The sequence below is a fragment of the Cnuibacter physcomitrellae genome (genome assembly GCF_014640535.1).
Taxonomy (GTDB): domain Bacteria; phylum Actinomycetota; class Actinomycetes; order Actinomycetales; family Microbacteriaceae; genus Cnuibacter; species Cnuibacter physcomitrellae.
In genome coordinates, this window is record NZ_BMHD01000001.1 from 1,005,068 (window position 1) to 1,029,718 (window position 24,651).

Sequence of the window (24,651 nt, forward strand, 5' to 3'; positions counted from 1 at the left end):
CGCACCTCACGCCCGAGGCCGGGCCCCGATCTGACACTCCTGGCGCCCTCCCGCGCACAGAAGCCACCACGAGTGTCAGATCCAGGATTGCCGCCGCCCGCCCGCCGTCGGAGCGCCAACCGCCCGGATGGTGCGGATCTGACACTCGTGGCGCCCTCCCGCGCGCAGAGGCCGCCACGAGTGTCAGATCCACGGCGCGGCATCGCGTGGCGGCGCGGACGCGGGCGCAGGGCGGGCGCGGGCGCGCGTAGGGTGGATGCATGACGGTCGCGCTCGGGATCCCCGCCCTTCGCGTGGGCGTGCCCGCGGGCGCGAGCGCCGACGCGGGCAGCGCCACCGAGCCGCCCGCCGGCGGCGTCGCGGCACGGCCGCGGGACGCCGGAGCGGGGCTGAGCGACCGGTTCGGACGGGTCGCCACCGACCTCCGGGTCTCGCTCACCGACCGCTGCAACCTGCGCTGCACGTACTGCATGCCCGCCGAGGGGCTGCCGTTCCTCCCCCGCCCGGCGCTGATGTCGCGGACCGAGATCGTGCGGCTCGTGCGCCTCGCGGCCGAGCACCTCGGCGTGCGGCAGGTGCGCTTCACCGGCGGCGAGCCGCTCCTGCGGGCCGACCTCGTCGACATCGTCCGCGAGGTCGCGGCGCTCGACCCCCGCCCGGAGATCTCGCTCACCACGAACGCCATCGGCCTCGCGTCGCGCGCGGCCGCTCTGGCCGAGGCCGGCCTCGACCGCGTCAACGTCTCGCTCGACTCGATCGAGCCCGCCACGTTCGAGGCGATCACCCGGCGTCCGTTCCTCGATCGGGTGCTCGCCGGGATCGATGCCGTCCGGTCGGCGGGGCTGTTGTCCACGAAGGTGAACGCCGTCCTGATGCGCGGGGTCAACGACCACCAGGCCGTCGACCTGCTCGACTGGGCGCTGGCCGGCGGCCACCAGCTGCGGTTCATCGAGCAGATGCCTCTCGACGCCGACCACTCCTGGAGCCGCACCGACATGATCACGGCGGCCGAGATCCGCGGGCTGCTCGAGGAGCGGTACCGGCTCGCACCCGACGACGCGCCCCGCGACGGAGCCCCCGCCGAGCTGTACCGCGTCTACGACGGCGAGCGGATGCTCGGCAGGGTCGGTGTCATCGCCTCCGTCACCGAGGCGTTCTGCTCCGACTGCCGCCGGACCCGCCTCACCGCGGAGGGCCGGGTGCGCAGCTGCCTCTTCTCGCACACGGAGACCGACCTGCTCGAGCCGATGCGCTCCGGCGCCTCCGACGACGACCTCGCCGACCTGTGGCGCGCGGCCATGTGGGCGAAGCCCGCCGGCCACGGACTCGACGACCCCACGTTCGCGCAGCCCGCCCGCACCATGAGCGCGATCGGCGGATGAGCGTGGTCACCCTCCGCTACTTCGCCGCCGCCAAGGCCACCCTCGGGCGCGGGCGCGACGAGCTCGACGCCGCCGGCCGCTCGATCGCGGACCTGCTGCACGAGGTCGCCGCCACCGCCACGGGAGGGTCACCGGCCGAGGCCGAGGCCGTCCTGGCGCGGTGCTCCTTCCTGCTCAACCGTTCGGCCACCACGGACCGCGCGCGCATCCTCGCCGACGGGGACTCGCTCGACGTCCTCCCTCCCTTCGCGGGCGGCTGAGCCCCGCCGCACCCCGCCAGAGCGCCGACCCTCCCCGCGCGTCCGCGGACAGCGCCTCGCCTGCGTCCTCTCGTCGCCATCCCGGCGGGCAGAGCGCTCCGGGCGGGCGCAACCCGCAGAGGCGCGCGACGCCGACCATCCCGACGCCGGCGGGGCGGCGGGCGTGGGGCAGGATGGACGGGTGCGCACGATCGACGACCACCGCGACGAGATCGTCGAGCTGCTGCGGCCCGTCGCCGACCAGCTCGCCGCCGAGCCGATCGAGGTGGGCGGGGCCGCCTTCACGGCGCGCCCCTGGGAGCACGCCGCGCGGTACCTCGCCACCGACGTCATCGCGCCGCGGGCGCTGCCGGGGTTCGACAACTCGCAGATGGACGGGTTCGCCGTCCTCGCCGCCGACCTCGAGGGCGCCTCCCCGGAGTCGCCGGTGACCCTCCCCGTCGCCGAGCGGATCGCGGCAGGCGACGCCGGGCATCCGCACCGACCCGGCACGGCGACGCCGATCATGACCGGAGCGGCCCTCCCGCCGGGCGCGGACGCCGTGGTGCCGGTCGAGCGGGTCGACCCGCCGCTCTTCCCCGCCCCGGGGACGGAGGCGATCGCGGGCTTCACCGCTCCGGTCGCGCCCGGCACGTACGTGCGAGCGCAGGGGTCGGACGTCGCGGACGGACAGGTCCTGCTCCGGGCGGGCGACCGGCTCAGCGCGGCCCGCGCCGGCGTGATCAACGGCGTCGGGCTCACCGAGGTCGCCGTACGCCGGCGTCTCCGCGTGCTGCTCGTGCCCACGGGGCACGAGATCCGCGACCCGGGCGAGGAGCTGACGCCCGGGCGCATCCACGACTCGAACTCCGTCGCTCTCACCGCCGCGCTCCAGTCGATCGGATGCGGCGTCGACGTGCGCCCGTGCCGCAGCGACGACGCGGTCGATCTCCTCGCGATCGTCGAGTCCGCCCTGGGCGAGAGCGCGGGGGACCCACGGGCCGGTGGCACGAACGACGCCGCGCCCACGAGCGCTCCCACGCCGCCGGCGGAGATCAGCGGCGACGGGGCGGTCACGGGCCCACCAGACCTCCTCATCACCGTGGGCGGGGTGAGCGCGGGGGCTCGCGAGGTGGTGCGCGACGCGCTCGGACCGCTCGGCGTGCGCTTCGAGAAGGTCGCGCTCCAGCCGGGCGGACCGCAGGGTCTCGGGCTCGCGAGCCTCGGAGACGGCCGGACGCTGCCCGTGGTGTGCCTCCCCGGCAACCCCGTGAGCGCGCTGGTCTCGTTCGAAGTGTTCCTGCGCAGCGCGCTGCTCACGACCGCGGGCGCCTCCGTGACCGACCGCGAGCGCCGCAGCGCTCCGCTCGCCCACGATCTCGACTCCCCGCCCCACGTGCTGCAGCTGCGCCGCGGTGTGCTGGTGGACGGCGAGCTGCACACGCTGGGCGGGCCCTCGAGCCACCTGCTGCACGCGCTCGCGGACTCGACCGTCCTCATCCACGTCCCCGTCGGCGTCGACCACGTCGCCGCCGGCTCCCCGCTCGAGTTCTGGAGGATCGATGACTGACACCACAGCCCCCATCCCGGAGCACGACCGTGGCTGACGGCACCGAGCTCACCCACCTCGACGACAGCGGCGCCGCGCGGATGGTCGACGTGTCCGACAAGGCCGTGACCTCCCGGCGGGCGGTCGCGCAGGCCGTCGTGACGACGACGCCGCACGTGATGTCGCTCCTCGTCGCCGGTGAGCTCCCGAAGGGCGAGGCGCTGCCCGTCGCCCGTGTGGCCGGCATCCTCGGCGCCAAGCAGACGCCGTCGCTCATCCCGCTCTGCCATCCGCTGCCCATCTCTGGCGCGTCGGTGGAGTTCGAGCCCGGGGAGACGAGCCTCCGCATCGTGGCGAGCGTGAAGACCACCGGGGTGACCGGGGTCGAGATGGAGGCGCTCACGGCCGTGACCGTGGCCGCGCTCACCGTCTACGACATGATCAAGGCGGTCGATCGCGGCGCCGTGATCGGCGACGTGTGCGTGCTGGAGAAGTCCGGCGGCGCGAGCGGCGAGTGGAGTCGCGGGTGAGCGACGCGGATGCGCGGGGGACGGGCGCCGACGCCGACCCCATCGGCGCTCGGCGCCGCGCGATGGTCGTGGTGGCGTCGACACGTGCGGCGGCCGGGGTCTACGAGGACACCGCGGGCCCGCTGATCGCGGAGTGGTTCGCCGCGCGCGGCTGGGCCTGCGTCGTCGAGGTCGTCCCCGACGGTGCGCCCGTCGGGCGAGCGCTCGAGGCGGCGATCGCGGCGGGCATGGATGCGGTGATCACCTCGGGCGGGACCGGCGTCTCCCCCACCGATGCGACACCCGAGATGACGAGGGTGCTCCTCGACCGCGAGCTGCCCGGCGTCGCGGAGGAGATCCGCCGGCGCGGGACGGCCGCCACCCCGCTGGCGATCGTGTCGCGCGGCCTCGCGGGCGTCACGGGCACGACGGTGATCGTGAACCTCCCGGGATCCCGCGGCGGCGTGCGCGACGGGCTCGACGTCCTGGACGGGGTGCTCGAGCACCTCGTCGATCAGCTGCACGGAGGCGACCATGTCCGCACCGACTGACCACGACCCCCGCGTGCTCCTGGCCGAAGTGACCGAGGAGCGGATCGACGTCGGCCGCTGCGCCGCGCTCGTCGAGACGGCGCAGGACGGCGCCGTGGTGACGTTCGCGGGCGTGGTGCGCGACCACGACGACGGCCGCGGGGTGGATGCGCTGTCGTACTCCGCGCATCCGTCAGCGCCCGAGGTGGCAGCGGAGGTGGCGGCGGAGATCGCCCGCCGCCATCCCGAGGTGCGGCTCGCGTTCTCCCACCGGATCGGAGACCTCGTCGTCGGCGACGTCGCCCTCGCGGCAGCCGTCGCGTCCGCGCATCGGGCGGCCGCGTTCGCCGCCTGCGCCGACCTCGTCGACCTCGTGAAGGAGCGGCTCCCGATCTGGAAGGAGCAGCTCTTCGACGACGGCGCCTCGGAGTGGGTCGCCTCCCTGGGCTGACCCGCCCCCTCTCTCGGCCCGCGCCGCGCGGCGATTCACCCGAAGCGGGGCCCGCTGCCGCTGAAACGCGCCGTTACACTGCGGAAACAGGCGTGCGGTGTACTGGGATCCCGTGTGAGAACGCGGGTCGCACTGCGGGAAAGGCACCACCCCATGGATCTCCACACCGTCACCTCGATCATCCCGGCCAGGGATCGCGCCGACCTCGCTCGGCTGGCACCGGACGTCGCTCCGGTCGCGGGCGGCTCGTGGGTGTTCTCGGAGACCCAGCCGCACCTCACCGGCCTCGTCGACCTGATGGCGTTCGAGTGGCCGGCCTGGACGATGCTCGACGACGACCTCGTCCTCTCCTCGACCTGCACCCTCGCCGAGCTCGCGGCGATCCCCGACGATCGCGGGTGGGCTGCGCATCCGCTCTTCTTCCAGGCCTGCACGGCGCTCCTCGGGTCGTTCAAGGTGTGGAACGTGGCCACGGTGGGTGGCAACGTGTGCGCCTCGCTGCCGGCGGGTCCGATGACGTCGCTGCTCTCCGGTCTCGACGCCGTGGCCCTCGTGTGGCGCGCGGACGGCACCGACGAGGAGATCCCGGTCGCCGCGCTCGTGACGGGGAACGGACAGAACGCGCTCGGCGTCGGCGACGTCGTGCGCTCCTTCCGGGTGCCGGCCTCGTCGCTGGCCGCCCGCACCGCGTTCCGGAAGATCGCGCTGTCTCCGATCGGACGGTCGGGAGCCGTCGTGATCGGACGCCTCGCGACCGACGGCGCCTTCACGCTCACCGTGAGCGGCGCGACCGTGCGACCCGAGCAGCTGCGGTATGCCGCGCTGCCGAAGGCACCCGCGCTCGAGGCCGACGTCTCGGCCCTCACGACGTGGTTCACCGATCCGCACGGCGCCGCCGACTGGCGGCGGGCGGTGTCGGCCCTGCTCGCGGTCGAGATCCGCGACGAGCTGGAGGAGGTCTCCCGATGAGGTTCGTGATGAACGGCGAGCAGCGCGAGGCCGAGCCCGCCCCGGGTCAGTGCCTCCGCACGTTCCTGCGCGATCAGGGCGGCTTCGAGGTGAAGAAGGGCTGCGACTCGGGCGACTGCGGCGCCTGCTCCGTGATCGTCGACGGCACGCCCGTCCACTCCTGCATCTACCCGGCCTACCGCGCCGCGGACCGGATGGTCACCACGGTCGCCGGGCTCGGCGACCCCGACGACCTGAGCCCCGTGCAGCAGGCCTTCGTCGACAACGCGGGCTTCCAGTGCGGCTTCTGCACCGCCGGGATGGTGGTCACCGCGACGACCCTCAAGCCCGAGCAGCTCGACGACCTGCCCCGTCTCATGAAGGGCAACCTCTGCCGCTGCACCGGCTACCGCGCGATCCGCGACTCGATCACGGCGGGGGTGTGCGCGCAGGCCGGCGCCGGCTCGGCGGGCGGATGCGGTGGGATCTGCGGCACGCATGCCGCCGCCGAGGCCGCCGCGCCGGGCGGAGCTCCGGCGGAGGCTCCGGCGGAGGCCGCCGCGTCAGCCGCAGCCGCCGGCCCGGCCGAGGCCCCGGCGCCCGCCGGCGCGCCCGCGCCCCTCGCCGCCGACCCGATCGTCCAGACGAGCACTCCCCCGGCGCTCACCGTCGGCACCGCCGTGAAGGCTCCCGCCGGCCGGCGGATCGTCACGGGCCGCGAGCCCTACACGCTCGACGTCGCCGTTCCCGGGGTGACGCACCTCAAGGTGCTCGGCAGCCCGCATCCGCACGCCCGCATCGTCGACATCGACACCCGCGAGGCGGAGGCCCTCGAAGGCGTGCACGCCGTGCTGACGCACCGCGACTCCCCCGCCACGTACTTCTCCACGGGCCGCCACGAGCACCGCACCGACGACCCCGACGACACCCGCGTCTTCGACGACGTGGTGCGCTTCCGCGGACAGCGCGTCGCGGCGGTCGTCGCCGACACGATCGGGATCGCGGAGGCGGCCTGCCGCCTCATCCGCGTGACGTACGAACCGCTCCCCGCCGTGTTCGACCCGGAGGAGGCGCGCGCCGCCGGCGCCCCGCTGCTGCACGGCGACAAGGATGCGGGCACGTCGCGCATCCAGCACCCCGAGCGGAACACCGTGCAGTCGATCCACGCCGAGCACGGCGACGTCGAGTCCGCCCTGGCGTCCGCGGAGGTGCGCGTGTCGGGGACCTGGCAGACCAGCCGCGTCTCGCACGCGTCCCTCGAGACGCACGCGACCGTGGGATGGATGGAGGACGACCGGCTCGTGCTGCGCACCTCGAGCCAGGTGCCGTTCCTCATCCGCGACGAGCTGTGCCACGTGTTCGGACTCGACCGCGAGAAGGTGCGCGTCTTCACGGCGCGGGTCGGCGGCGGCTTCGGCGGGAAGCAGGAGCTGCTCACCGAGGACGTCGTCACGCTCGCCGTGCTGCGCACCGGGCGGCCGGTCTCCTACGAGTTCACCCGCGCCGACGAGTTCACGATCGCGCCCTGTCGCCATCCGATGCGCGTCTCGGTCGAGCTCGGCGCCACCGCCGAGGGCCGGCTCACCGGACTCGCGATCGACGTGCTGAGCGACACGGGCGCCTACGGCAACCACTCCATCGGGGTGCTCTGGCACTCGGTGGGCGAGACGGTGAGCCTCTACGACGTCCCCAGCAAGCGCATCGACGCCGAGGTCGTCTACACGAACAACATCCCGTCCGGGGCGTTCCGCGGTTACGGGCTCGGACAGGTGCTGTTCGCCATCGAGTCCGCCCTCGACGAGCTCGCGGTGAAGGCGGGCATCGACCCCTTCGAGCTGCGGCGGATCAACGCCGTGAAGCCGGGCGACCCACTCGTGGCGACGCACGTGGAGGGCGACGACATCGGCTTCGGCAGCTACGGGCTCGACCAGTGCCTCGACCTCGTCGAGGAGGCACTGGCCCGGGGCGCCGGTGCCGCCGCCGGTCCCGGTCCCGCCGTCCCTGCGGCGCCGTCCGGCGACCAGTGGAGCATCGGGGTGGGCATGGCGTCGTCGATGATCGCGACGCTGCCGCCGCGCGGACACTTCTCCACCGTCTCGATCACCCTCGACGCCGACGGGTCCTACACCGCGGGCGTCGGCACCGCCGAGTTCGGCAACGGCACCACGACGGTGCACACGCAGATCGCGTCCAGCGTGCTCGACACACGACCGGAGCGGATCCGCATCCGCCAGTCCGACACGGATGCGGCGGCCTACGACACGGGCGCCTTCGGATCGGCCGGGTCGGTCATCGCGGGCAAGGCGCTCTACTCGGCGGCGACGTCGCTGAAGTCCGCCATCCTCCGCACCGCCTCGGAGATCGCGGGCGAGTGGAGCGAGGGCCACCTCGAGGCCGACGGCGTGCGCATCGGCGAGCGGTTCGTGCCGCTCACCGAGATCGCCGCGGCGGCGGGCGGATCGCTCAGCGCCTCCGGCAGCGAGGACGGCGCGAAGCGGTCGCTGGCGTTCAACGTGCAGGCGTTCCGCGTCGCCGTCGACCGCAGCACCGGCGAGGTGCGCATCCTGCAGTCGGTGCACGCCGCCGATGCGGGCTTCGTCCTCAACCCCGAGCAGCTGCGCGGGCAGATCGAGGGCGGTGTGGCGCAGGCCCTCGGCACGGCGCTCTACGAGGAGATGCTCCTCGACCAGGGCGTCGTGACGAACCCCGTGTTCCGCGGGTACCACCTGCCGCAGATGGCGGACGTGCCCGTCACGGAGGTGCTCTTCGCCGACACCGCCGACACGGTGGGCCCGTTCGGGGCGAAGTCGATGAGCGAGGCGCCGTACAACCCCGTCGCCCCCGCGCTGGCGAACGCGGTGCGCGACGCCATCGGCGTCCGCCCCCACGAGCTCCCGATGTCCCGCGACCGGGTGTGGCGGATGCTGCAGGGGTGAGTCTGCCTGGGCGCCGGCTCCGGTGTGGTTCGGGCCGGGCTGGTGTGGTCGGGTCCGGTTCGGGCCTTCCGAGCCGGGCCGGGCCGGGCCGCGCCGGTTCGGGCCTTCCGGGCCGGGCCGGGCCGGGCCGCGCCGGTTCGGGCCGGTCGGGGCCGGACCGGCGGGGCTAACTCCGGAGATTCGGCTCCATCGCAGCCAACTCCGGAATCCGCACGGCGTGTCGCGCTGAAACTCCGGAGTTGGCCCACCGCGGAACCCGGACCCTGGCGCTGGCGCTGCCGACCGCCCGGTTCTGGTGGAGCTAACTCCGGAGATTCGACTCCATCGCAGCCAACTTCGGAATCCGCACGGCGTGTCGCGCTGAATCTCCGGAGTTGGCCCACCGCAGAACCCGGACGCAGCGCGAGCCCAGCTGCAGACGCAGCACGAGCCCAGCTGCAGACGCAGCACGGGCTCAGCGACGGAGCGCGAGGGCGGCGCCGGCGCGGACGGCGTCGGCGACGGCCGTGAGCGCGGTGGAGCGCAGGCGCCACTGCTGCCAGTAGAGCGGCACGTCGCGCGTGCCCTGGTCGTCGATCGTGACGAGGTCGTCGCCGTCGGCGACCTGCAGGTCGGGCAGCATCGCCCATCCGAAGCCGCGGCGCACCGCCTCCGCCATGTCGACCGAGGCCGGGATGAACGTGTGCGGCACCGCAGACGGGTCGAGGCCGCGTGCGCGCAGGAGCGCATCCTGCATGTCGTCCTTCGCGTCGAACGCCACGACCGGCGCTGCCGCGAAGGAGGCGGGGGTCGCCCCCTCGGCGAACCAGCGCGCCGCGAAGAACCGGCTCGCCCGCGGTCGATATCGCATCGCGCCGAGCGGCTCGACGGAGCAGCCCTGCACCGGCTCGCGGTCCGAGGTGACCGCCGCCATCGCGCTCCCGTCGCGGAGGAGCGCCGGCGTGTGGCCCTCATCCTCCCGGAGGACGCGGAGCCCGACCGACTCCACCAGCGGAGCCACGGCGGGCAGGAACCAGGTGGCCAGCGAATCGGCGTTCACCGCGATCGGCACCTCGGGCCGGATGCTCTCCGCCGCGCCGATCCGGACGAGCGCCTCCCTGCTGAGCAGGTCGATCTCCCGCCCGAGCTGAAGCAGCACCTCGCCGGTGGCGGTCGCCGCGACCGGCCTGGTCCGGGTGACGAGAACCGCCCCCACCGCGGTCTCCAGCGACTTGATGCGCTGACTCACCGCCGACTGCGTGACCGAGAGGGCGCGGGCCGCGCGCTCGAAGCTGCCCTCCGAGACGACCGCGCGGAGGGCGTCGAGCTGATCGGGCTGCAGGTTCATCATCAGCGATGCTAATGGTTCAGTGGAATGTTCAGTTGGACTCAGGCGACGACCGCCCCGTAGCGTCGACGCGTGACCTCCCCTCTCCTTGCCGTCCTCGCCGGACTGGGCTTCGGGCTCTCCCTCATCGTGGCGATCGGCGCTCAGAACGCGTACGTGCTGCGGCAGGGGCTGCTGCGCTCGCACGTCGGCGCCGTGGTGGCGATCTGCGCCGCGAGCGATGCGCTGCTCATCGCCGCGGGCGTGGCGGGGATCGGCGTGATCGTCGAGCAGTTCCCGCTCGTGCTCGTGATCGTGCGGCTCGCGGGCGCGGTGTTCCTCGCGTTCTACGGAGTGCTCGCGGCGAGGCGCGCACTGCGTCCAGCGATCCTCACCGCGGATGCGCGCCCCGGCTCCGGGAGTCTGTGGGCCGCCGTGCTCACGTGCCTCGCGCTCACCTGGCTCAACCCGCACGTCTACCTGGACACCGTGCTCCTTCTCGGATCCGTGGCGAACACCCACGGCGACGAGCGCTGGTGGTTCGCGCTCGGCGCCGCCGCGGGCAGCGTCCTGTGGTTCTCGGCGCTCGGATACGGCGCACGGCTGCTCCGCCCCGTCTTCGCCCGCCCGCTCGCCTGGCGCATCCTCGACGCCGCGATCGCCCTCGTGATGCTCGCCCTCGCGGTCTCCCTGGTGCTCCCCCTGCTCCTCCCCTCCTGACCCGCCCGCCCTGCCCCGCGCCCGAGCTCACCCTCGAGGCGCGAGTACACCCCGAAAGAGCGCTCTCCCGCGCCGCGCACCCGCGGTTTCCGGGTGCACAGGAGCGCCCTAGGGACGCACCGCGCCTGATCGCACCGACCTAGCGGGAGCGCACCCAGAAGAAGCGCTTTCCCGGCCCGCGTGTCCGCGGTTCTTGGGTGCACAGCGCGCGGGAACGCGCCCGCCGCGGCGCGAGCACCCCGACCGAACTCGAGCGCACCCAGAAGAAGCGCTTTCCCGGCCCGCGCGCCCGCGGTTCGTGGGTGCACAGGAGCGTCGCACGAACGCCCCACCCACAGAGCGCGGGAGCTCACCCGCCGAGCTCGAGTACACCCGAAAGAAGCGCTTTACCAGCCCGCGCGCCCACGGTTCCTGGGTGCACAGCGCGCGGGGAACGCGCCCCCGCCGCGCGCGAGCACACCGACCGAACTCGAGCGCACCCAGAAGAAGCGCTTTCCCAGCCCGCGTGCCCGCGGTTCCTGGGTGCACAGGAGCGTCGCACGAACGCCCTGCCCACAGAGCGCGGGAGCTCACCCGCAGGGCGCGAGTGCACCCAGGAAGAGCGCCCTCCGGGGCCGCGCAGTCGCGGCCGAGCACACGCAGCCGCGCGGCGCACGCCGCCCGGCGCGCCGCGCGCGCAGCGAGCCCTAGCGGGCGAGGAGGGTGTCGACGGCACGGGAGACGCGCGCGGCGACGTCGCGGGAGGACACACGGGTGAGCTCGCCGTCGGCGACCACCGCCTCGCCGTTCACGAAGAGGCGCCGCAGCGGGGGCAGCGCGCCGAGGGTGAGCGCGGCGACGGGGTCGGCGATGCCGGCGTGCTCCACATCCGACACGTCCCACACCGCGATGTCGGCGAGCTTCCCGGCCTCGAGCGACCCGATCTCGGCCGAACGCCCGAGGACGCGGGCCCCGCCCATCGTCGCCATCCGCAGAGCGGTCCGTCCGCTCATCGCCGACGCCCCCGACCGCAGCCTCCCGGCGAGAGTCGCCATCCGGATCTCGGTGCCGAGCTGCCCCGACTCGTTCGAGGCCGCGCCGTCGACGCCCAGGCCCACCGGCACCCCCGCGGCGAGGAGGTCGGCCACGGGCGCGATGCCCGCCGCCAGGCGCGCGTTCGACGACGGGCAGTGCGCCACACCCGTGCCCGTCCGCGCGAACCGCCCGATCGCGTCGTCGTCGAGGTGGACGCAGTGCGCCATCCACACGTCATCGCCGAGCCATCCGAGGTCGTCGAGGTAGCGGGTGGGGGTCGTGCCGAAGCGCTCGAGGCAGAAGGCGTCCTCCTCGACGGTCTCCGAGCCGTGCGTGTGCAGCCGGACGCCGAGCTCGCGCCCGAGCACCGCCGCATCGCGCAGCAGCTCGGGAGTGACCGAGAACGGGGAGCACGGGGCGATCGCGATGCGCACCATCGACGACGGCGACGGGTCGTGCCAGCGGTGCACCGCATCGGCGCTCGCCTGCAGCGCGGCGGACGTCGTCTCGACCGCGAAGTCGGGCGGCAGTCCGCCCTGCGAGCGCCCGAGGTCCATCGATCCCCGGGTCGCGTGGAGGCGCACGCCGAGCTCGCTCGCGGCCTCGACGATCGAGCCGAGTACGTCGCCGCCGCCCTGGGGGAAGACGTAGTGGTGGTCGCCGACGGTGGTGCAGCCCGAGCGGGCCGCGACCGCCATCGCCCCGAGCGCTCCGGGGCCGACGGTGTCGGCGGTGATGCGCGCCCACGTGGGGTAGAGCGCGACGAGCCAGTCGAAGAGGATGCTGTCCTGCGCGAGACCGCGGGTGAGCCACTGGTACAGGTGGTGGTGCGTGTTGACGAGGCCGGGCGTGACGAGACACCCGGAGGCGTCGAGCCGTTCGACGGAGAGGAACCCGCCGGCATCGGGACGCTGCGGGTCGGCCCCCTCGCGGGCCCAGCCGGGCGCCGCGCCGGCACCCACGGCGACGATGCGGCCGCCGTCGACGACCACGTGACCGTCCGGATGCTCAGTGCCGTCGACGTCGACCGTCACGACGTAGGCGTGCTCGAGGATCAGTCGGTCGGCGCTCATCCCGCCCGGCCCTCCAGGGAGACGGGACCCGCGGCCGACCTCGCGGCCGACTCCGCCTCCGCCGCCGGGCGATGGATCGGACCACGGGTCTCGCGAAGCGGTGCGGCGCTCGAGCTCGTGCGGCTCTGCAGCACCTCGGCGAGGATCGACACGGCGGTCTCCTCCGGGCTCGAGGCGCCGAGGTCGAGCCCGATCGGCGAGTGCAGCACGGCCAGCTCGGCCTCCTCGAGACCGGCCTCGCGCAGGCGCTCGAGGCGGCGGTCGTGCGTGCGCCGGGATCCTATCGCGCCCACGTACGCCACCGGGAGCCGGAGGGCGAGGGTGAGCAACGGGACGTCGAACTTGTCGTCGTGGGTCAGGACGCAGAGGACCGTCCGCTCGTCGACCTCGGTCTCGGCCAGGTAGTCGCTCGGCCAGCGGTTGACCACCTCCGCCTGCGGGAAGCGCTCGGCCGTGGCGAAGACGGGACGGGCGTCGCACACCGTCACCCGGTATCCGAGCAGGGCCGCCGCGGAGGCGAGCGCGGCCGAGAAGTCGACCGCGCCGAACACGATCATGCGCGGCGGCGGAGCGCTGGCCAGCAGGAGCAGCTGCACGACCTCGCCGTCGCACTCGACGGCCCGCCGCCGGGTGACCCCGCTCGAGCGAGCGGAGTCGATCTCGCGGAGGAGCCGCGGATCCTCCTCAGCGGAGCCCGGCGCGAGGATGCGGCCGCCCTCGTCGTCGACGACGAGACCGAGCGAGGCCGCCCGCCCGTCGGCCGCGGCCTCGAGCTCCTGCCGTACGCGGGAGTCGAGCACGTTGCGCTGCCCGATCGGCGCGAGCTCGTGCACGACGACGCTGAGCCGCCCCCCGCAGGCCAGGCCCACCGCGAAGGCGTCGTCGTCGCTGAAGCCGAACTCGCACAGCTCGCTCCGCCCGGTCTCGAGCACGCGGACGCACGCGTCGTAGACGGCGCCCTCGACGCAGCCACCGGAGATGCTGCCGATCACGGCGCCCGCGGCATCGACCGCCATCGAGGTGCCGAGCGCCCGCGGGGCGCTCCCGTCGACGGCGACCACGGTCGCGACGGCGACGCGCCCGCCCGCGTCGATCACGGCGAGCAGCCGGGAGGCGAGTTCGAGCATGCGGACCTCCTGTCGTGCCCTCAGCATAGGTCGGCCGTGTGACGCCGACGTTACGTCGGCCGTCCCCCGCGTCGTACGACATCTGCCCGACACATCCGCTTGCCATGATCGGTGCATGCTCATCCTGCGCGACGCCCAGCACGTGTTCACCGGCACCGCCGCGGCACCGGCCGACGGCCTCGAGCCGGGCGGCGACGTCGTGGTGGAGGACGGCGTGGTCGCCTCGCTGGCGAGCACCCCGGGAACCCCGAGCACGAGCTCGACCGAGGTCCTCGACGCCTCGGGCTGCGTCGTCACCCCCGGCCTCGTCAACGCGCACCACCACCTGCTGCAGAGCGCGTTCCGCACGCTCCCGGGCACGCGCGGGGTCGCGATGCGCGACTGGCTGCCCACGATGGCGGCCGCCTACTCGAGCGTCGGCGTCGACCCCGAGCTCGCCCACGCCGCGGCGCTCACCGCGGTCGCCGAGGGACTCCTCAGCGGGGTGACCACGGTCGCCGACCACCACCTCACCTGGCCCGCCGCGATGTCGACCGACGAGACGGTCGCGCTGGCCGCGGCCACCGCATCCGCCGCCCGCGAGCTCGGCGGACGGCTCGTCTTCGTCCGCGGTGCCGCCCGGGACGACGCGGCCCAGGCCGCGGAGTCCGCCGACGCGATCGCCGAGTCGCTCGCCCCGGCGCGCGGCGGCCTCACGGGCGACGGGATGCTGCAGGTCGCGATCGGACCGGCCGGCGTCCACAGCGACGGGCGGGACACGTTCGAGCGCTTCGGGGAGGTCGCCGCGCGGCGGGGGCTCCGACGACGCACTCAGGCGAACGAGCAGGTCGACGTCGCGATCGCGCTGGAGCGCTACGGACGGCGTCCGATCGACCTCCTCGACGAGTGGGGCTGGCTCGAGCCGGATGTGACGCTCGCCCACCTCTGCGACGTCACGGATGCGGAGATCGCCCTCCTGGCCGAGCGCGGTGTCACGGCCACGCACGCGCCCGGGTGCGACCTGCCGATGGGCTGGGGCATCGCGCCGGTCGCCGCGCTCCGGGACGCGGGGCTGCCGGTGGGCCTCGGCACGAGCGGCGGGGGCAGCAACGACGCCGGCCACCTGCTGGCGGATGCGCGGCTGGCGATGCAGGTCGCCCCCCTCGCCGGTCGGCCGCTCACCGCCCGCGAGGTGCTGTCGATGGCCACGCACGGCTCGGCCACGGGTCTCGGCCGTCCCGAGCTCGGGATGCTCGCCCCCGGCTCCGCGGCGGACCTCTGCGTGTGGGACGTCTCGGGCGTGGCGGACGCGGGTGTCGCGGACCCGGTGGCCGGGCTCCTCTGGGCGAACCCGGGCCGCCGGCCCCGGCACGTCGTGGTCGCGGGCCGCGTCGTCGTCCGCGACTACGCCCTCGTCGCCGCCGACGAGCGCGCGATCGCCGCCGACCTCGCCGCCCTGCTCACCGCCCGCCGCCCCTGATCCGCCGCCGCGACCCCCACACGCTGCTCTCGCGCCCTGTGTGGCGTTTCGCGTGCCCATTGACCACGCGAAACGCCAAGAAGGGCGCGAAAACCCGCGGAGGGCCCGGCGGGCAGGCGGGCTAGAGCTCCAGGACGAGGCGGGGGCAGGCGGAGCGGGAGACGCAGATCATCATGACCTCGTTGGCCTCCTGCTCCTCGGGGGTGAGGACGGAGTCGCGGTGGTCGACCTCGCCCTCCACGACCGGTGTCTCGCACGTGCCGCAGGTGCCCTCGCGGCAGGACCAGAGGGCGAACACGCCCTGCTCCTCCACGACGTCGAGGATCGACTTCTCCGGAGGCACGGTCACGGTGATGCCCGACAGCTCCAGCTCCACCTCGAACGCCTCGTGGTAGACCGGCTCGGTGACGGCGCGCGCCTCGAAGCGCTCCACGTGCAGCGTGTGCCGGGGCCAGCCCGCGGCGCGGGCCTCGAGCGCCTCGATCATCCGCGCCGGGCCGCAGCTGTACACCTGAGCGCCAGACGGATCGAGCGCGGTGACGTCGAGTCGGCCGCCCTCGTCGGCAGCGTGCACGGTGACCCGCGATCCGTACGCCTCGACGAGCTCGTCGACGAACGCCATGGTCGCCCGCGAGCGCCCGGCGTAGTCGAGGGTCCAGGGGACGCCCGCGGCGTCCGCGGCAGCGATCATCGGCAGGATGGGCGTGATCCCGATCCCACCCGCCACGAAGCGGTAGGCCGGCGCCGGCTCGAGCTCGAAGTGGTTGAGCGGGCCCTTCACCCGGAGCGCCGACCCGGCGTGCACGTGGTCGTGCAGGTGCGCGGACCCGCCGCGCCCGTCGGGCTCGCGCAGCACGGCGATGCGGTAGCGGGAGCGGTCGGACGGGTCGCCGCAGAGCGAGTACTGCCTCTCCACCCCGGGCCGCACGACCACGTCGAGGTGCGCCCCGGGAGTCCAGGCGGGGAGGTTCGCCCCGCTGGGAGACACCAGCTCGAGGAGCAGCACCCCCTCCGCGACCTGACGCGCCTCCGCGACCACCAGGTCGAGCTGGGCCAGCGAGACGCTCATGCGCCCGCCCTCCGCTCCTTGACGATGAACATGCGGTACGCCTTCCCGTCGAAGGAACGCCAGCGGTGCAGCGTCCCTCCCGCGTAGTGCAGCGAGTCCCCCGGCTCGAGCGTGTGGATCCCCTCGTCCGCCAGGTCGACGACGACCGTGCCGCTGACGACGTGCAGGAACTCGGCCTCGTCGTGGGTGTAGAACTCGCCGAACTCGGCGTTCTGGCCGGCGAAGTCCATCGGGATGAACGGAGCGTCCCCCCGGACGAGGATGCGCGCCTGCCCGCCCCCGAACGGACCCTGCACCCCCTCATGGGCGAGCACCACCGACGCGCGACCCGGCTGCCCCGACGGCAGCTCCTGATCGGTGGACCCCGCCATGAGCTCGACCTGGCTCGAGCCCAGAGCCCGCGCGATGCGCTCGAGCGACGGCATGCTCGGCCTCGCGTGCCCGCGCTCGAGCTGCGAGAGGAACGGATGCGACAGGTCCGACAGTCGCGCCAGCTCCACGAGCGTCAGCCCGCGCGCCTGCCTGAACGAGCGGATGCGCGCGCCGAGGCGCTCGGTCTGCTCGTCGAGTGCGACGCTTCCGGTGCTGATGGCGACCCCTTTCGAACTGGTCTCGCGAGAACAGTAATCACGACACCGCCCAAGCCGGAAATCGGCGTCCCGAGCAATTAATAATGCGAAATCACCGCGTTACGTGTCGGAAACGAAGCGCTCGTAGCGTGGCCCGTGTTGAGGCCATCAACATTCCGGGGTCCGCTCGGAGAGGCCTCTGCGACCGGCCCCGGGACTCGCACGAGCCCGGCCCGAGCCCCATCAGAGCCCCACCAGCGAGACCCACCCGAGCGCAGAGGAGACGCCGCCGATGACCGCTCTCCCCCGCCCCCTCGGACTCCTCGCCGGCGCCTCCCTCCGCGACGGACGCACCGTCGACGTGGTGCTCGACGGCGACACCGTCGCGGAGGTGCTCCCGGCGGGAACGGCACCTCGTCCGGCCGATCCCGACTCGGTCCTCGACCTCGAGGGCTTCCTCCTCCTCCCGGCCCCGGCCGAACCCCACGCCCACCTCGACAAGGCGCTGTCGTGGGACCTCATCCGCCCGCCGATGGGAGACCTCGGGCTCGCCATCGAGTCGTGGCGCGCCTACTCGGCGGAGATGACCGTCGACTCGATCGCCGACCGCGCCCGCACCACCGCGCTCGCCATGCTCGCCAACGGCACCACCGCGATCCGGACCCACGTCGATCTGCTCCACGGCGAGGCTCCGCTGCGCGGCGTCGAGGCGCTCGTCCGGGTGCGCGACGAGCTCGCCGGGATCCTCGACCTCGAGCTCGTCGCCCTCGCCGGGCCGACCGTGCCCGACGCCGTCGTCGAGGCCGCGCTCGACGCGGGGATCGACCTCGTCGGCGGCGCGCCGCATCTCGCCGACGACCCGATCGCCGACCTCCACCGTCTCCTCGCGATCGCCGAGCGGTACGGCGTCGGCGTCGACATGCACACCGACGAGAGCCTCTCCGGTGCGATCACGCTCGACGCCCTCGCGATCGCGCTCCGCGACCGGCCCGCGGGCCGGGTCGCGACCGCCGGCCACTGCGTCCGGCTGGGCACGCTCGAGGCCGCCGAGCTCGGCCGGATCATCGACGACGTGGTGGCCGCCGACATCGGCATCGTGACCCTCCCCATCACCAACCTCTACCTGCAGGGCTGGGAGCATCCGACCTCGACCCCTCGCGGGCTCACCGCCGTGCGCGCCCTGCTCGACGCCGGCGTGCGCCTCGGTGCCGGCGCCGACAACGTGCGCGACCCGTTCAACCCAGTGGGCCGAGGGGATGCGCTCGAGACGGCCATGCTCCTCGTCACGGCCGGACACCTCACCCTCGACGAGGCCTACGACGCGGTGAGCATCGGGGCCCGCAGCGTCATGGGCCTGCCCGACGCCGGCGTCGTGCCCGGTGCGCGCGCCGAGCTCGTCGCCGTCCGGGGAGCCTCGCTCTCCGACGTCATCGCCACCGCGCCCGCCGACCGCGCCGTCATCCACGCCGGGATGCTCGTCGCCCAGAGCGAGACGGTCCGGCGCATCGCCGTCCCAGCCCCACGATCCCTAGTCGAAACGAGGTGAGAAGCTCCATGTCCATCGCTACGCAGACGCTTCCCGAGACCACCACCGACACGCTGCTGAAGTTCGAGAACGTCGAGATGACGTTCCCCAACGGCACGGTCGCCCTGTCCGGCGTCGATCTCACCGTGAAGCGCGGCGAGTTCGTCACCGTCGTCGGTCCCTCCGGCTGCGGCAAGTCGACCCTGCTGCGGATCGCCTCGGGCCTCGAGAAGGCCTCCGACGGATCCGTCGAGATCGACACCAGCCGCATCGGCTACGTCTTCCAGGACGCGACGCTCCTGCCCTGGCGCGACGTGCAGTCCAACGTCGAGCTCCTCGCCGAGCTCAACGGCATCGGCAAGAAGGAGCGCGCCGCCCAGGCCGCGCAGGCCATCGACCTCGTCGGCCTCAAGGGCTTCGAGAAGAACCTGCCGCGGATGCTCTCCGGCGGCATGAAGATGCGCACCTCCCTCGCGCGGTCGCTGACCCTGAACCCCGAGCTGTTCCTCTTCGACGAGCCCTTCGGCGCGCTCGACGAGATCACCCGCGAGCGCCTGAACGACGAGCTCATCCGCCTCTTCGACGAGCAGCAGTTCGCCGGGCTCTTCATCACCCACTCCGTCGCCGAGGCCGTCTACCTCTCCACCCGCGTCATCGTCATGTCCGGTCGTCCCGGGAAGATCGTCGACGAGTTCGAGGTGGACTTCCCCTTCCCGCGGGATCCCGACATCCGCTTCACCGCCGAGTTCGCCGAGCTCTCCGGCAAGGTCTCCCACGCACTCCGAGAAGGACACCGGTAAGCATCATGACCACCACCCCTCCTGCTCCCCCGAAGAACCGGACGCTCGCGAAGCCGGCTACGGTCCGCAAGGCGAAGAGCCCGCTCGGGACGTACGGCCCGCCCATCCTCGTCGCGCTCGCCATCATCGCGATCTGGTACTTCGTCTCCTACGTGGTGCTCGACGCGCAGCGCCGCTTCCTGCTGCCGCCACCCCACGAGCTGTTCACGCAGGCGTTCTTCAAGGGCGACGTCATCAGCGACATCATGGTCGCGCTTGGACGCACCGCGATCGTGGCGCTCGTCGGCCTCGCGATCGCCATCGTGATCGGCGTGCTCTGGGCCATCGCGATGAGCCAGGCGCGGTGGGTGGAGCGCTCGCTGTTCCCCTACGCCGTCATCCTCCAGTGCATCCCGATCCTCGCGCTCGTGCCGCTCATCGGGTTCTGGTTCGGCTTCGACTACCCCGCCCGGATCATCGTCTGCGTGCTGATCTCGCTCTTCCCGATGGTGTCGAACACCCTGTTCGGACTCCAGTCGGTCGACAAGGGTCAGCGCGAGCTGTTCCAGCTGCAGAAGGCGTCGCGCTGGACGGTGCTCACGAAGCTCGAGCTCCCCGCCGCGCTCCCCGCGATCTTCGCCGGGATGCGGATCTCCGCCGGCCTCTCCGTCATCGGCGCGATCGTCGGCGACTACTTCTTCCGCCGGGGCGAGCCGGGCCTCGGCTCCCTCATCTCGAACTACCAGTCCCGCGTCCAGTCCGCCGAGCTGTTCGCCGCGATCATCGTCGCCTGCCTCTTCGGCGTGCTGATCTTCGCGCTGTTCGGCTGGATCGGAAAGCGCGTCGTCGGCAAGTGGTACGACTTCTCCGCCAACTGACGCCCCCCCTACCTGTTCGACCGCACCACCCGCACCACAGCTCCACCTCCCTGCATCACACGCACAACTCGAGGAGTAGTCATGCGCAGCACCCGATCCAGACTGGTCATCGCGGCCGGTCTCGCCGCGGCCACCGCGGTCGCCCTGTCCGCCTGTTCGGGCGGATCGAGCTCGTCGGAGTCCACAGCCTCCGCCGATCTCACCGTCGGCTCGGTCGACCTCGCCGCCGCCGGCTGCCCGGCGACGGTCGTCATCCAGACCGACTGGAACCCTGAGGCCGAGCACGGCCACCTGTACCAGATGCTCGGCCCCGGCTACACCGTGGACGCCCAGAACAAGTCCGTCTCCGGCCCGCTCATGTCGAAGGGCGAGTACACCGGCGTGAACGTCGAGGTCCGCTCCGGCGGCCCCGCGATCGGCTTCCAGCAGGTGTCGACCCAGATGTACACCGACCAGGACATCATGCTCGGCTACGTCACCACCGACGAGTCGGTCCTGCTCTCCCAGAGCGCTCCGACCACCGCCGTGTTCGCTCCCCTCGACATCAGCCCGCTGATGATCATGTGGGACCCGGCCACCTACCCCGACGCGAAGACCGTCCAGGACGTCGTCGCGAAGGGCGCCGTGGTCCGCTACTTCGGCGGATCCGCCTACATGGAGTACCTCAACTCCGTCGGCACCGTGCCGACCGCGCAGTCCGACGGCAGCTACGACGGCACCCCCGCGTCCTTCGTCGCCTCGGGCGGCAAGGATGCGCAGCAGGGCTTCGCGTCGGCCGAGCCGTACATCTACGAGAACGAGGTCGAGAGCTGGATGAAGCCCGTCAAGTACGAGCTCGTCAACGACCTCGGCTACGAGGCGTACCAGTCGGCGATGGTCGTGCGCTCGGGTGACCTCGAGAAGGACAGCGGCTGCCTGAAGGCGCTCGTGCCCGTGCTGCAGCAGGCCGAGGTCGACTACTTCGCCGACCCCGCCCCGGTCAACACGATGATCCTCGACCTCGTCAAGCAGTTCGACACCGGCTGGGTCTACTCCCAGGGTGTGGCCGACTACTCGGTGAAGACCATGATCGACGAGGGCATCGTGGGCAACGGCCCGAACAGCACCATCGGCGACTTCGACGACGCTCGCATGAAGACCTTCTACGACGCGGTGTCGCCGGTCTTCGAGAAGCTCGGCACCCCGCCCGCCGACGGTCTCACGGTCGACGACATCTACACCAACGAGTTCATCGACACCTCGATCGGACTCCCGGCCAAGTAATCCCCGATCCGTCATCTCCCGCCGCGCGGCCCTCGTGCCGCCGGCGGGAGGTGGCGGATCACGTCTGAGAAGGACCGCATCATGAGCACCTCCCCCGACCAGATCGCCGCACTGGCAGCCGAGCTCACCGACCTCCTCGGCGAGCGCGGCGTGACGACAGACCTCCGCGGCCGTGAGAAGGCCTCCGTCGACGGCGCGCGGATGTCCCCCATCCTCGCCGAGCAGCTGCCGCTCGGGCTGGCCGACCTCGTCGCCTTCCCGCAGAACGCGGAGCAGATCGCGGAGGTGGTCGCCGCCGCCGTGCGTCATGGCGTTCCGGTGACGCCGCGCGGCAAGGGGACGGGCAACTACGGGCAGGCGATCCCGATGCCCGACGGGCTGGTGCTCGACATGTCGAAGGCCCGCGCGGTCGTCGAGGTGGGCGACGGGTACATCACCGCCGAGGCGGGCACGCCCATGGTGGTGCTCGAGAACGCGGCTCGCGAGACCGGGCAGCAGATCCTCATGTACCCCTCGACCGCGCAGTCCTCCCTCGGCGGGTTCCTGTCGGGCGGATCGGGCGGCACCGGCTCGATCAAGCACGGCAGCAACTCGAACGGCTACTTCGTCAAGGCGCTCGACGTGGTGTTCGCCTCCCCCGAGGCGGCGCTCGTGCACGTCGAGGGTGAGGACGCCCAGCCCTACGTGCACACCTACGGGACGGCGGGGATCATCGCCCGCGCCACCATCGCGCTCGAGCCGATGCAGGACTGGCGGGGCTTCTACGCGAGCTTCCCGACCTTCGAGGCGGCGACCGGCGTCATCCGCCAGATCGGGCGCCTCGAGCCCACACCGCGACTGGTGTCGGCCGACCGCGAGACCATCGTCAACGCCCTGCCCGACGATCCGGCCATCGTGAAGGACCGCGCGTCGCTGCGCGCCATCCTCGACGTCGCCACGATCGAGGCGGCGACCGCGCTCGTCGAGGGCGCGGGGGGACGCGTCGAGGACGTCCGCGAGGGTCCGCAGCACACGGTGCGCATCTCGATGCTGTCGTACAACCACCCCATCGAGTGGCTGCAGAAGAGCGACCCGGGCGTCTACTTCCACGTCGAGGTGTCGGGCGACGCCCTCGTCGACCGCCTCGACGAGGTGCAGTCCGTCTACCCCGGCGCGCTCCTGCACATCGAGGCGCAGCACGATCGTCCGATCGGGATGCTCGCCGCCCCGTACGTCAGCGCCGAGGAGGTCTACGCCGGCTACGACCGGCTCGTCGAGCTGGGCGTAGGCTACCACAGCCCGCACCAGTGGTTCGTCGACCACCAGCCCGACCGCACCCGCGCGGTCGCCGCCACCACCGATCCCGAGGGTCTGCTCAACCCGGGCAAGCTCGTCGCCGCCACCGCACCCACGGGGGCGAAGGTCTCGTGAGCAGCCCCGTGTCGTCCTCGCTCCCGTCGCGCAAGCTCGTCGAGCTCTCCGGGCCGGCCGCCGCCGCAGCGCTGTCGTCGGACTCGGTCCTGGTGCTGCCGACCGGCGCCATCGAGCACCACGGACCGCACCTGCCCCTCATGACCGACTTCCTGCTCGCCGACTCGATCGCGAACGCGGCCGTCGACGGCGCCGCGGCGGACGGCCAGGACGTCTGGATCCTCCCCGCGCTCGCCTACACCAAGTCCGACGAGCACCACTGGGCGCCCGGGACGATGTGGCTGTCCTGGGACACCCTCATGCGCACCGTCGTCGACCTCGGCAACTCGATCGCCGCGATGCCCGCCCGCAAGCTCGTCTTCTTCAACGGGCACGGCGGCAACCTGGCCCTCCTGCAGGTCGCGTGCCGCGAGCTGCGGCGGCTCTACGGCCTCGAGACCTTCCTCATGGGCGCGTCGGTGCCCGCCGGCGCCCACGACGACGACGCCCCGGAGGAGTTCGGGCTCGGCATCCACGGCGGACACGCGGAGACCTCGCTGGTGATGCACGTGCGCCCGGATCTCGTCGATCTGTCGCTGGCCGAGCGGAGCGTGCCGGAGCACCTCGCCGGGTACGAGCACATCGGCTTCAAGAAGCGCGTCACGTTCGGCTGGCTGTCGAACGACTTCGGCACGAACGGCACCGTCGGCGACCCCACCCGCGCCAACGCCGCCTACGGCGCGCAGCTCTTCGAGAACGCCGTCTCGGAGGCGGTGGCCGCGTTCGCCGAGGTCGCCCGCTTCAGCGCGGACGGCTCCCGATGAGCGCGGCGCTCCCGGCGCCGGCCCTCGCGCTGCTGCAGGAGTGGCTGCCGTCGAACGAGTCGCCGGCGCGTCCGCTGATGACGCTGTCGACGATCGGGCTCGACGGGTATCCGGATGCGCGCTCCGTGCTGCTCTCGGAGTGGGACGAGGACGGGTTCTTCCTCCACACCGACGCACGGTCTCGGAAGGCGCTGCAGCTCGGGGCCGAGCCCCGCGCGGCGCTGACGCTGGTCTGGCCCGAGCTCAAGCGCCAGCTGGTCGTGCAGGGCGACGCGGCCCCCGCCTCCGCCGACGAGGAGACGTGGGCGTACGGACACCGGTCCCGGTACCTGCAGCTGCTGGCGTGGCTGAACGACCCCGCCTTCGCCGCACTGCCGGAGGTGGAGCGGGTCGCTCGCTGGGCGTCGTTCGACGCCGCGAACCCCGCGCTGTCCGCGCCGGACACCTGGCAGGGCTTCCGCGTCGCGCCGGTCCGCCTCACGTTCTGGGAGGGCCGCGACGACGCCGCCTCGCGCCGCCGCGAGTTCGCCCTCGTGTCCTCCACGTGGCAGGAGTCCCTCCTCCCCGGCTGACGCCCAGCCGAGCGCCCCCAGAAAGAGCGCTTCCACGCCCCGCCCAGCCGCGCATCCCGGGTGCACTCGCCCGCGGATGCGCGCCCGTCCCGCCGAGACACCCCGCGGCTCATCACCCACGACCCGAGCACACCCAGAAGGAGCGCTTCCACGCCCCGCGCAGCCGCGCTTCCCGGGGGGGCACTCGCCGCGGAAGCGGCGCAGGAGCGAGGGCGGGTCAGGAGTCGCGGGCGGCGATGCCGTCGAGGCGGAGGGTCGCGGACTCGTCGCGGTGCGAGCCCGCAGCGCCCACGTGCTTCTCGGGGACGGCGCCATCGGCGCCCTTCTTGAGCACGCCGTAGAGGGCCATCGCGTGGCCGCGTCCGACGCCGTAGTCGTCGCGGAGCCAGTCCACGACCTCACCCGCCTTCGTGCCCGGGCCGAAGCCGCGGGCGGCGGCCTCGTCGAGCAGCTGCTGCGGCGTCTTCCCGGTCTTCGCCTCGATCGCGTCGAGATACGCCTGGTACGACATGCCCCGACCCTACCGGCGGCCGCCGAGCA

At 73.1% G+C, this 24,651-nt stretch carries 23 protein-coding genes; 17 read left to right on the forward strand and 6 right to left on the reverse strand.

All coding sequences use genetic code 11. The features are described 5' to 3' along the window. Nucleotides 1–260: 260 nt before the first annotated feature. The 8 genes from moaA to IEX69_RS04745 all read left to right on the forward strand — a co-directional run bounded on the left by moaA (nt 261) and on the right by IEX69_RS04745 (nt 8,544). Nucleotides 261–1,382: a GTP 3',8-cyclase MoaA gene (moaA, locus tag IEX69_RS04710; RefSeq protein ID WP_085019944.1), complete on the forward strand. Its 1,122-nt coding sequence runs from the start codon at nt 261–263 to the stop codon at nt 1,380–1,382. Next, nucleotides 1,379–1,642: a MoaD/ThiS family protein gene (locus IEX69_RS04715; RefSeq protein WP_085019945.1), complete on the forward strand. Its 264-nt coding sequence runs from the start codon at nt 1,379–1,381 to the stop codon at nt 1,640–1,642. Before moaA ends, IEX69_RS04715 begins: the two co-directional genes overlap by 4 nt. Nucleotides 1,643–1,823: 181 nt before the next feature. After that, nucleotides 1,824–3,191, forward strand: coding sequence for a molybdopterin molybdotransferase MoeA (locus IEX69_RS04720; RefSeq protein WP_229756228.1), 1,368 nt, complete (start codon nt 1,824–1,826; stop codon nt 3,189–3,191). An 80-nt stretch (nt 3,192–3,271) separates the two neighbouring features. Then, a complete protein-coding gene (moaC, locus tag IEX69_RS04725; protein ID WP_085021482.1) occupies nt 3,272–3,700 on the forward strand; it encodes a cyclic pyranopterin monophosphate synthase MoaC in 429 nt (142 codons plus the stop codon). Further along, nucleotides 3,697–4,230 carry a MogA/MoaB family molybdenum cofactor biosynthesis protein gene (locus tag IEX69_RS04730; protein WP_229756229.1) on the forward strand — a complete coding sequence of 178 codons (534 nt, stop codon included), beginning with the start codon at nt 3,697–3,699 and terminating at the stop codon, nt 4,228–4,230. Before moaC ends, IEX69_RS04730 begins: the two co-directional genes overlap by 4 nt. Further along, entirely contained in the window at nt 4,214–4,660 is a 447-nt protein-coding gene (locus tag IEX69_RS04735) for a molybdenum cofactor biosynthesis protein MoaE (protein ID WP_085019947.1), read from the forward strand. Before IEX69_RS04730 ends, IEX69_RS04735 begins: the two co-directional genes overlap by 17 nt. A gap of 153 nt (nt 4,661–4,813) precedes the next feature. Further along, nucleotides 4,814–5,629 carry an FAD binding domain-containing protein gene (locus IEX69_RS04740; RefSeq protein ID WP_085019948.1) on the forward strand — a complete coding sequence of 272 codons (816 nt, stop codon included), beginning with the start codon at nt 4,814–4,816 and terminating at the stop codon, nt 5,627–5,629. Continuing rightward, nucleotides 5,626–8,544, forward strand: coding sequence for a molybdopterin-dependent oxidoreductase (locus IEX69_RS04745; protein ID WP_085019949.1), 2,919 nt, complete (start codon nt 5,626–5,628; stop codon nt 8,542–8,544). Before IEX69_RS04740 ends, IEX69_RS04745 begins: the two co-directional genes overlap by 4 nt. A 454-nt stretch (nt 8,545–8,998) precedes the next feature. Here IEX69_RS04745 and IEX69_RS04750 read toward each other — a convergent pair whose 3' ends face one another. Then, the gene (locus IEX69_RS04750) at nt 8,999–9,874 is read right to left on the reverse strand and encodes a LysR family transcriptional regulator ArgP (RefSeq protein WP_217348600.1); all 876 of its coding nucleotides are present in this window, start codon (nt 9,872–9,874) and stop codon (nt 8,999–9,001) included. 69 nt (nt 9,875–9,943) lie between these two features. Between IEX69_RS04750 and IEX69_RS04755 the strand changes: the two genes are divergently transcribed. After that, nucleotides 9,944–10,570 (forward strand): LysE/ArgO family amino acid transporter, encoded by a 627-nt coding sequence (locus IEX69_RS04755; protein WP_085019951.1) that lies wholly within the window; start codon nt 9,944–9,946, stop codon nt 10,568–10,570. Between the two features lie 686 nt (nt 10,571–11,256). Here the strand turns inward: IEX69_RS04755 and IEX69_RS04760 are convergent. Both IEX69_RS04760 and IEX69_RS04765 read right to left on the reverse strand, forming a co-directional pair. Then, complete coding sequence (locus IEX69_RS04760) at nt 11,257–12,657, reverse strand: 8-oxoguanine deaminase (protein ID WP_085019952.1); 1,401 nt, start codon at nt 12,655–12,657, stop codon at nt 11,257–11,259. Next, nucleotides 12,654–13,784 (reverse strand): XdhC family protein, encoded by a 1,131-nt coding sequence (locus IEX69_RS04765; protein ID WP_085019953.1) that lies wholly within the window; start codon nt 13,782–13,784, stop codon nt 12,654–12,656. Before IEX69_RS04765 ends, IEX69_RS04760 begins: the two co-directional genes overlap by 4 nt. A gap of 115 nt (nt 13,785–13,899) precedes the next feature. Here IEX69_RS04765 and IEX69_RS04770 point away from each other — a divergent pair, with 115 nt between their 5' ends. Beyond that, complete coding sequence (locus tag IEX69_RS04770; RefSeq protein WP_085019954.1) at nt 13,900–15,243, forward strand: amidohydrolase family protein; 1,344 nt, start codon at nt 13,900–13,902, stop codon at nt 15,241–15,243. 121 nt (nt 15,244–15,364) lie between these two features. Here the strand turns inward: IEX69_RS04770 and IEX69_RS04775 are convergent, their stop codons facing one another. Both IEX69_RS04775 and IEX69_RS04780 read right to left on the reverse strand, forming a co-directional pair. Beyond that, nucleotides 15,365–16,312 (reverse strand): PDR/VanB family oxidoreductase, encoded by a 948-nt coding sequence (locus IEX69_RS04775; protein ID WP_085019955.1) that lies wholly within the window; start codon nt 16,310–16,312, stop codon nt 15,365–15,367. Then, nucleotides 16,309–16,902, reverse strand: a complete 594-nt coding sequence (locus IEX69_RS04780; protein WP_085019956.1) for a helix-turn-helix domain-containing protein — start codon at nt 16,900–16,902, stop codon at nt 16,309–16,311. Before IEX69_RS04780 ends, IEX69_RS04775 begins: the two co-directional genes overlap by 4 nt. Nucleotides 16,903–17,173: 271 nt before the next feature. Between IEX69_RS04780 and IEX69_RS04785 the strand changes: the two genes are divergently transcribed. From IEX69_RS04785 to IEX69_RS04815, 7 genes are all read left to right on the forward strand, one after another. Next, nucleotides 17,174–18,427 carry an amidohydrolase family protein gene (locus IEX69_RS04785; protein WP_085019957.1) on the forward strand — a complete coding sequence of 418 codons (1,254 nt, stop codon included), beginning with the start codon at nt 17,174–17,176 and terminating at the stop codon, nt 18,425–18,427. Between the two features lie 8 nt (nt 18,428–18,435). Then, nucleotides 18,436–19,206 (forward strand): ABC transporter ATP-binding protein, encoded by a 771-nt coding sequence (locus IEX69_RS04790; protein ID WP_085019958.1) that lies wholly within the window; start codon nt 18,436–18,438, stop codon nt 19,204–19,206. Nucleotides 19,207–19,211: 5 nt separating this feature from the next. Beyond that, nucleotides 19,212–20,063: an ABC transporter permease gene (locus tag IEX69_RS04795; protein ID WP_085019959.1), complete on the forward strand. Its 852-nt coding sequence runs from the start codon at nt 19,212–19,214 to the stop codon at nt 20,061–20,063. An 81-nt stretch (nt 20,064–20,144) separates the two neighbouring features. After that, entirely contained in the window at nt 20,145–21,326 is a 1,182-nt protein-coding gene (locus tag IEX69_RS04800) for a nitrate ABC transporter substrate-binding protein (RefSeq protein ID WP_085019960.1), read from the forward strand. Between the two features lie 81 nt (nt 21,327–21,407). Then, nucleotides 21,408–22,736 carry an FAD-binding oxidoreductase gene (locus IEX69_RS04805; RefSeq protein WP_085019961.1) on the forward strand — a complete coding sequence of 443 codons (1,329 nt, stop codon included), beginning with the start codon at nt 21,408–21,410 and terminating at the stop codon, nt 22,734–22,736. After that, complete coding sequence (locus IEX69_RS04810; RefSeq protein WP_217348601.1) at nt 22,733–23,539, forward strand: creatininase family protein; 807 nt, start codon at nt 22,733–22,735, stop codon at nt 23,537–23,539. Before IEX69_RS04805 ends, IEX69_RS04810 begins: the two co-directional genes overlap by 4 nt. After that, nucleotides 23,536–24,111, forward strand: a complete 576-nt coding sequence (locus IEX69_RS04815) for a pyridoxine/pyridoxamine 5'-phosphate oxidase (RefSeq protein ID WP_085019962.1) — start codon at nt 23,536–23,538, stop codon at nt 24,109–24,111. The genes IEX69_RS04810 and IEX69_RS04815 overlap by 4 nt, the downstream gene beginning before the upstream one ends. 217 nt (nt 24,112–24,328) lie before the next feature. On the opposite strand, the gene IEX69_RS04820 is transcribed toward IEX69_RS04815, so the two are convergent. Then, a complete protein-coding gene (locus IEX69_RS04820) occupies nt 24,329–24,622 on the reverse strand; it encodes a DUF4287 domain-containing protein (protein ID WP_085019963.1) in 294 nt (97 codons plus the stop codon). Nucleotides 24,623–24,651 lie beyond the last annotated feature (29 nt).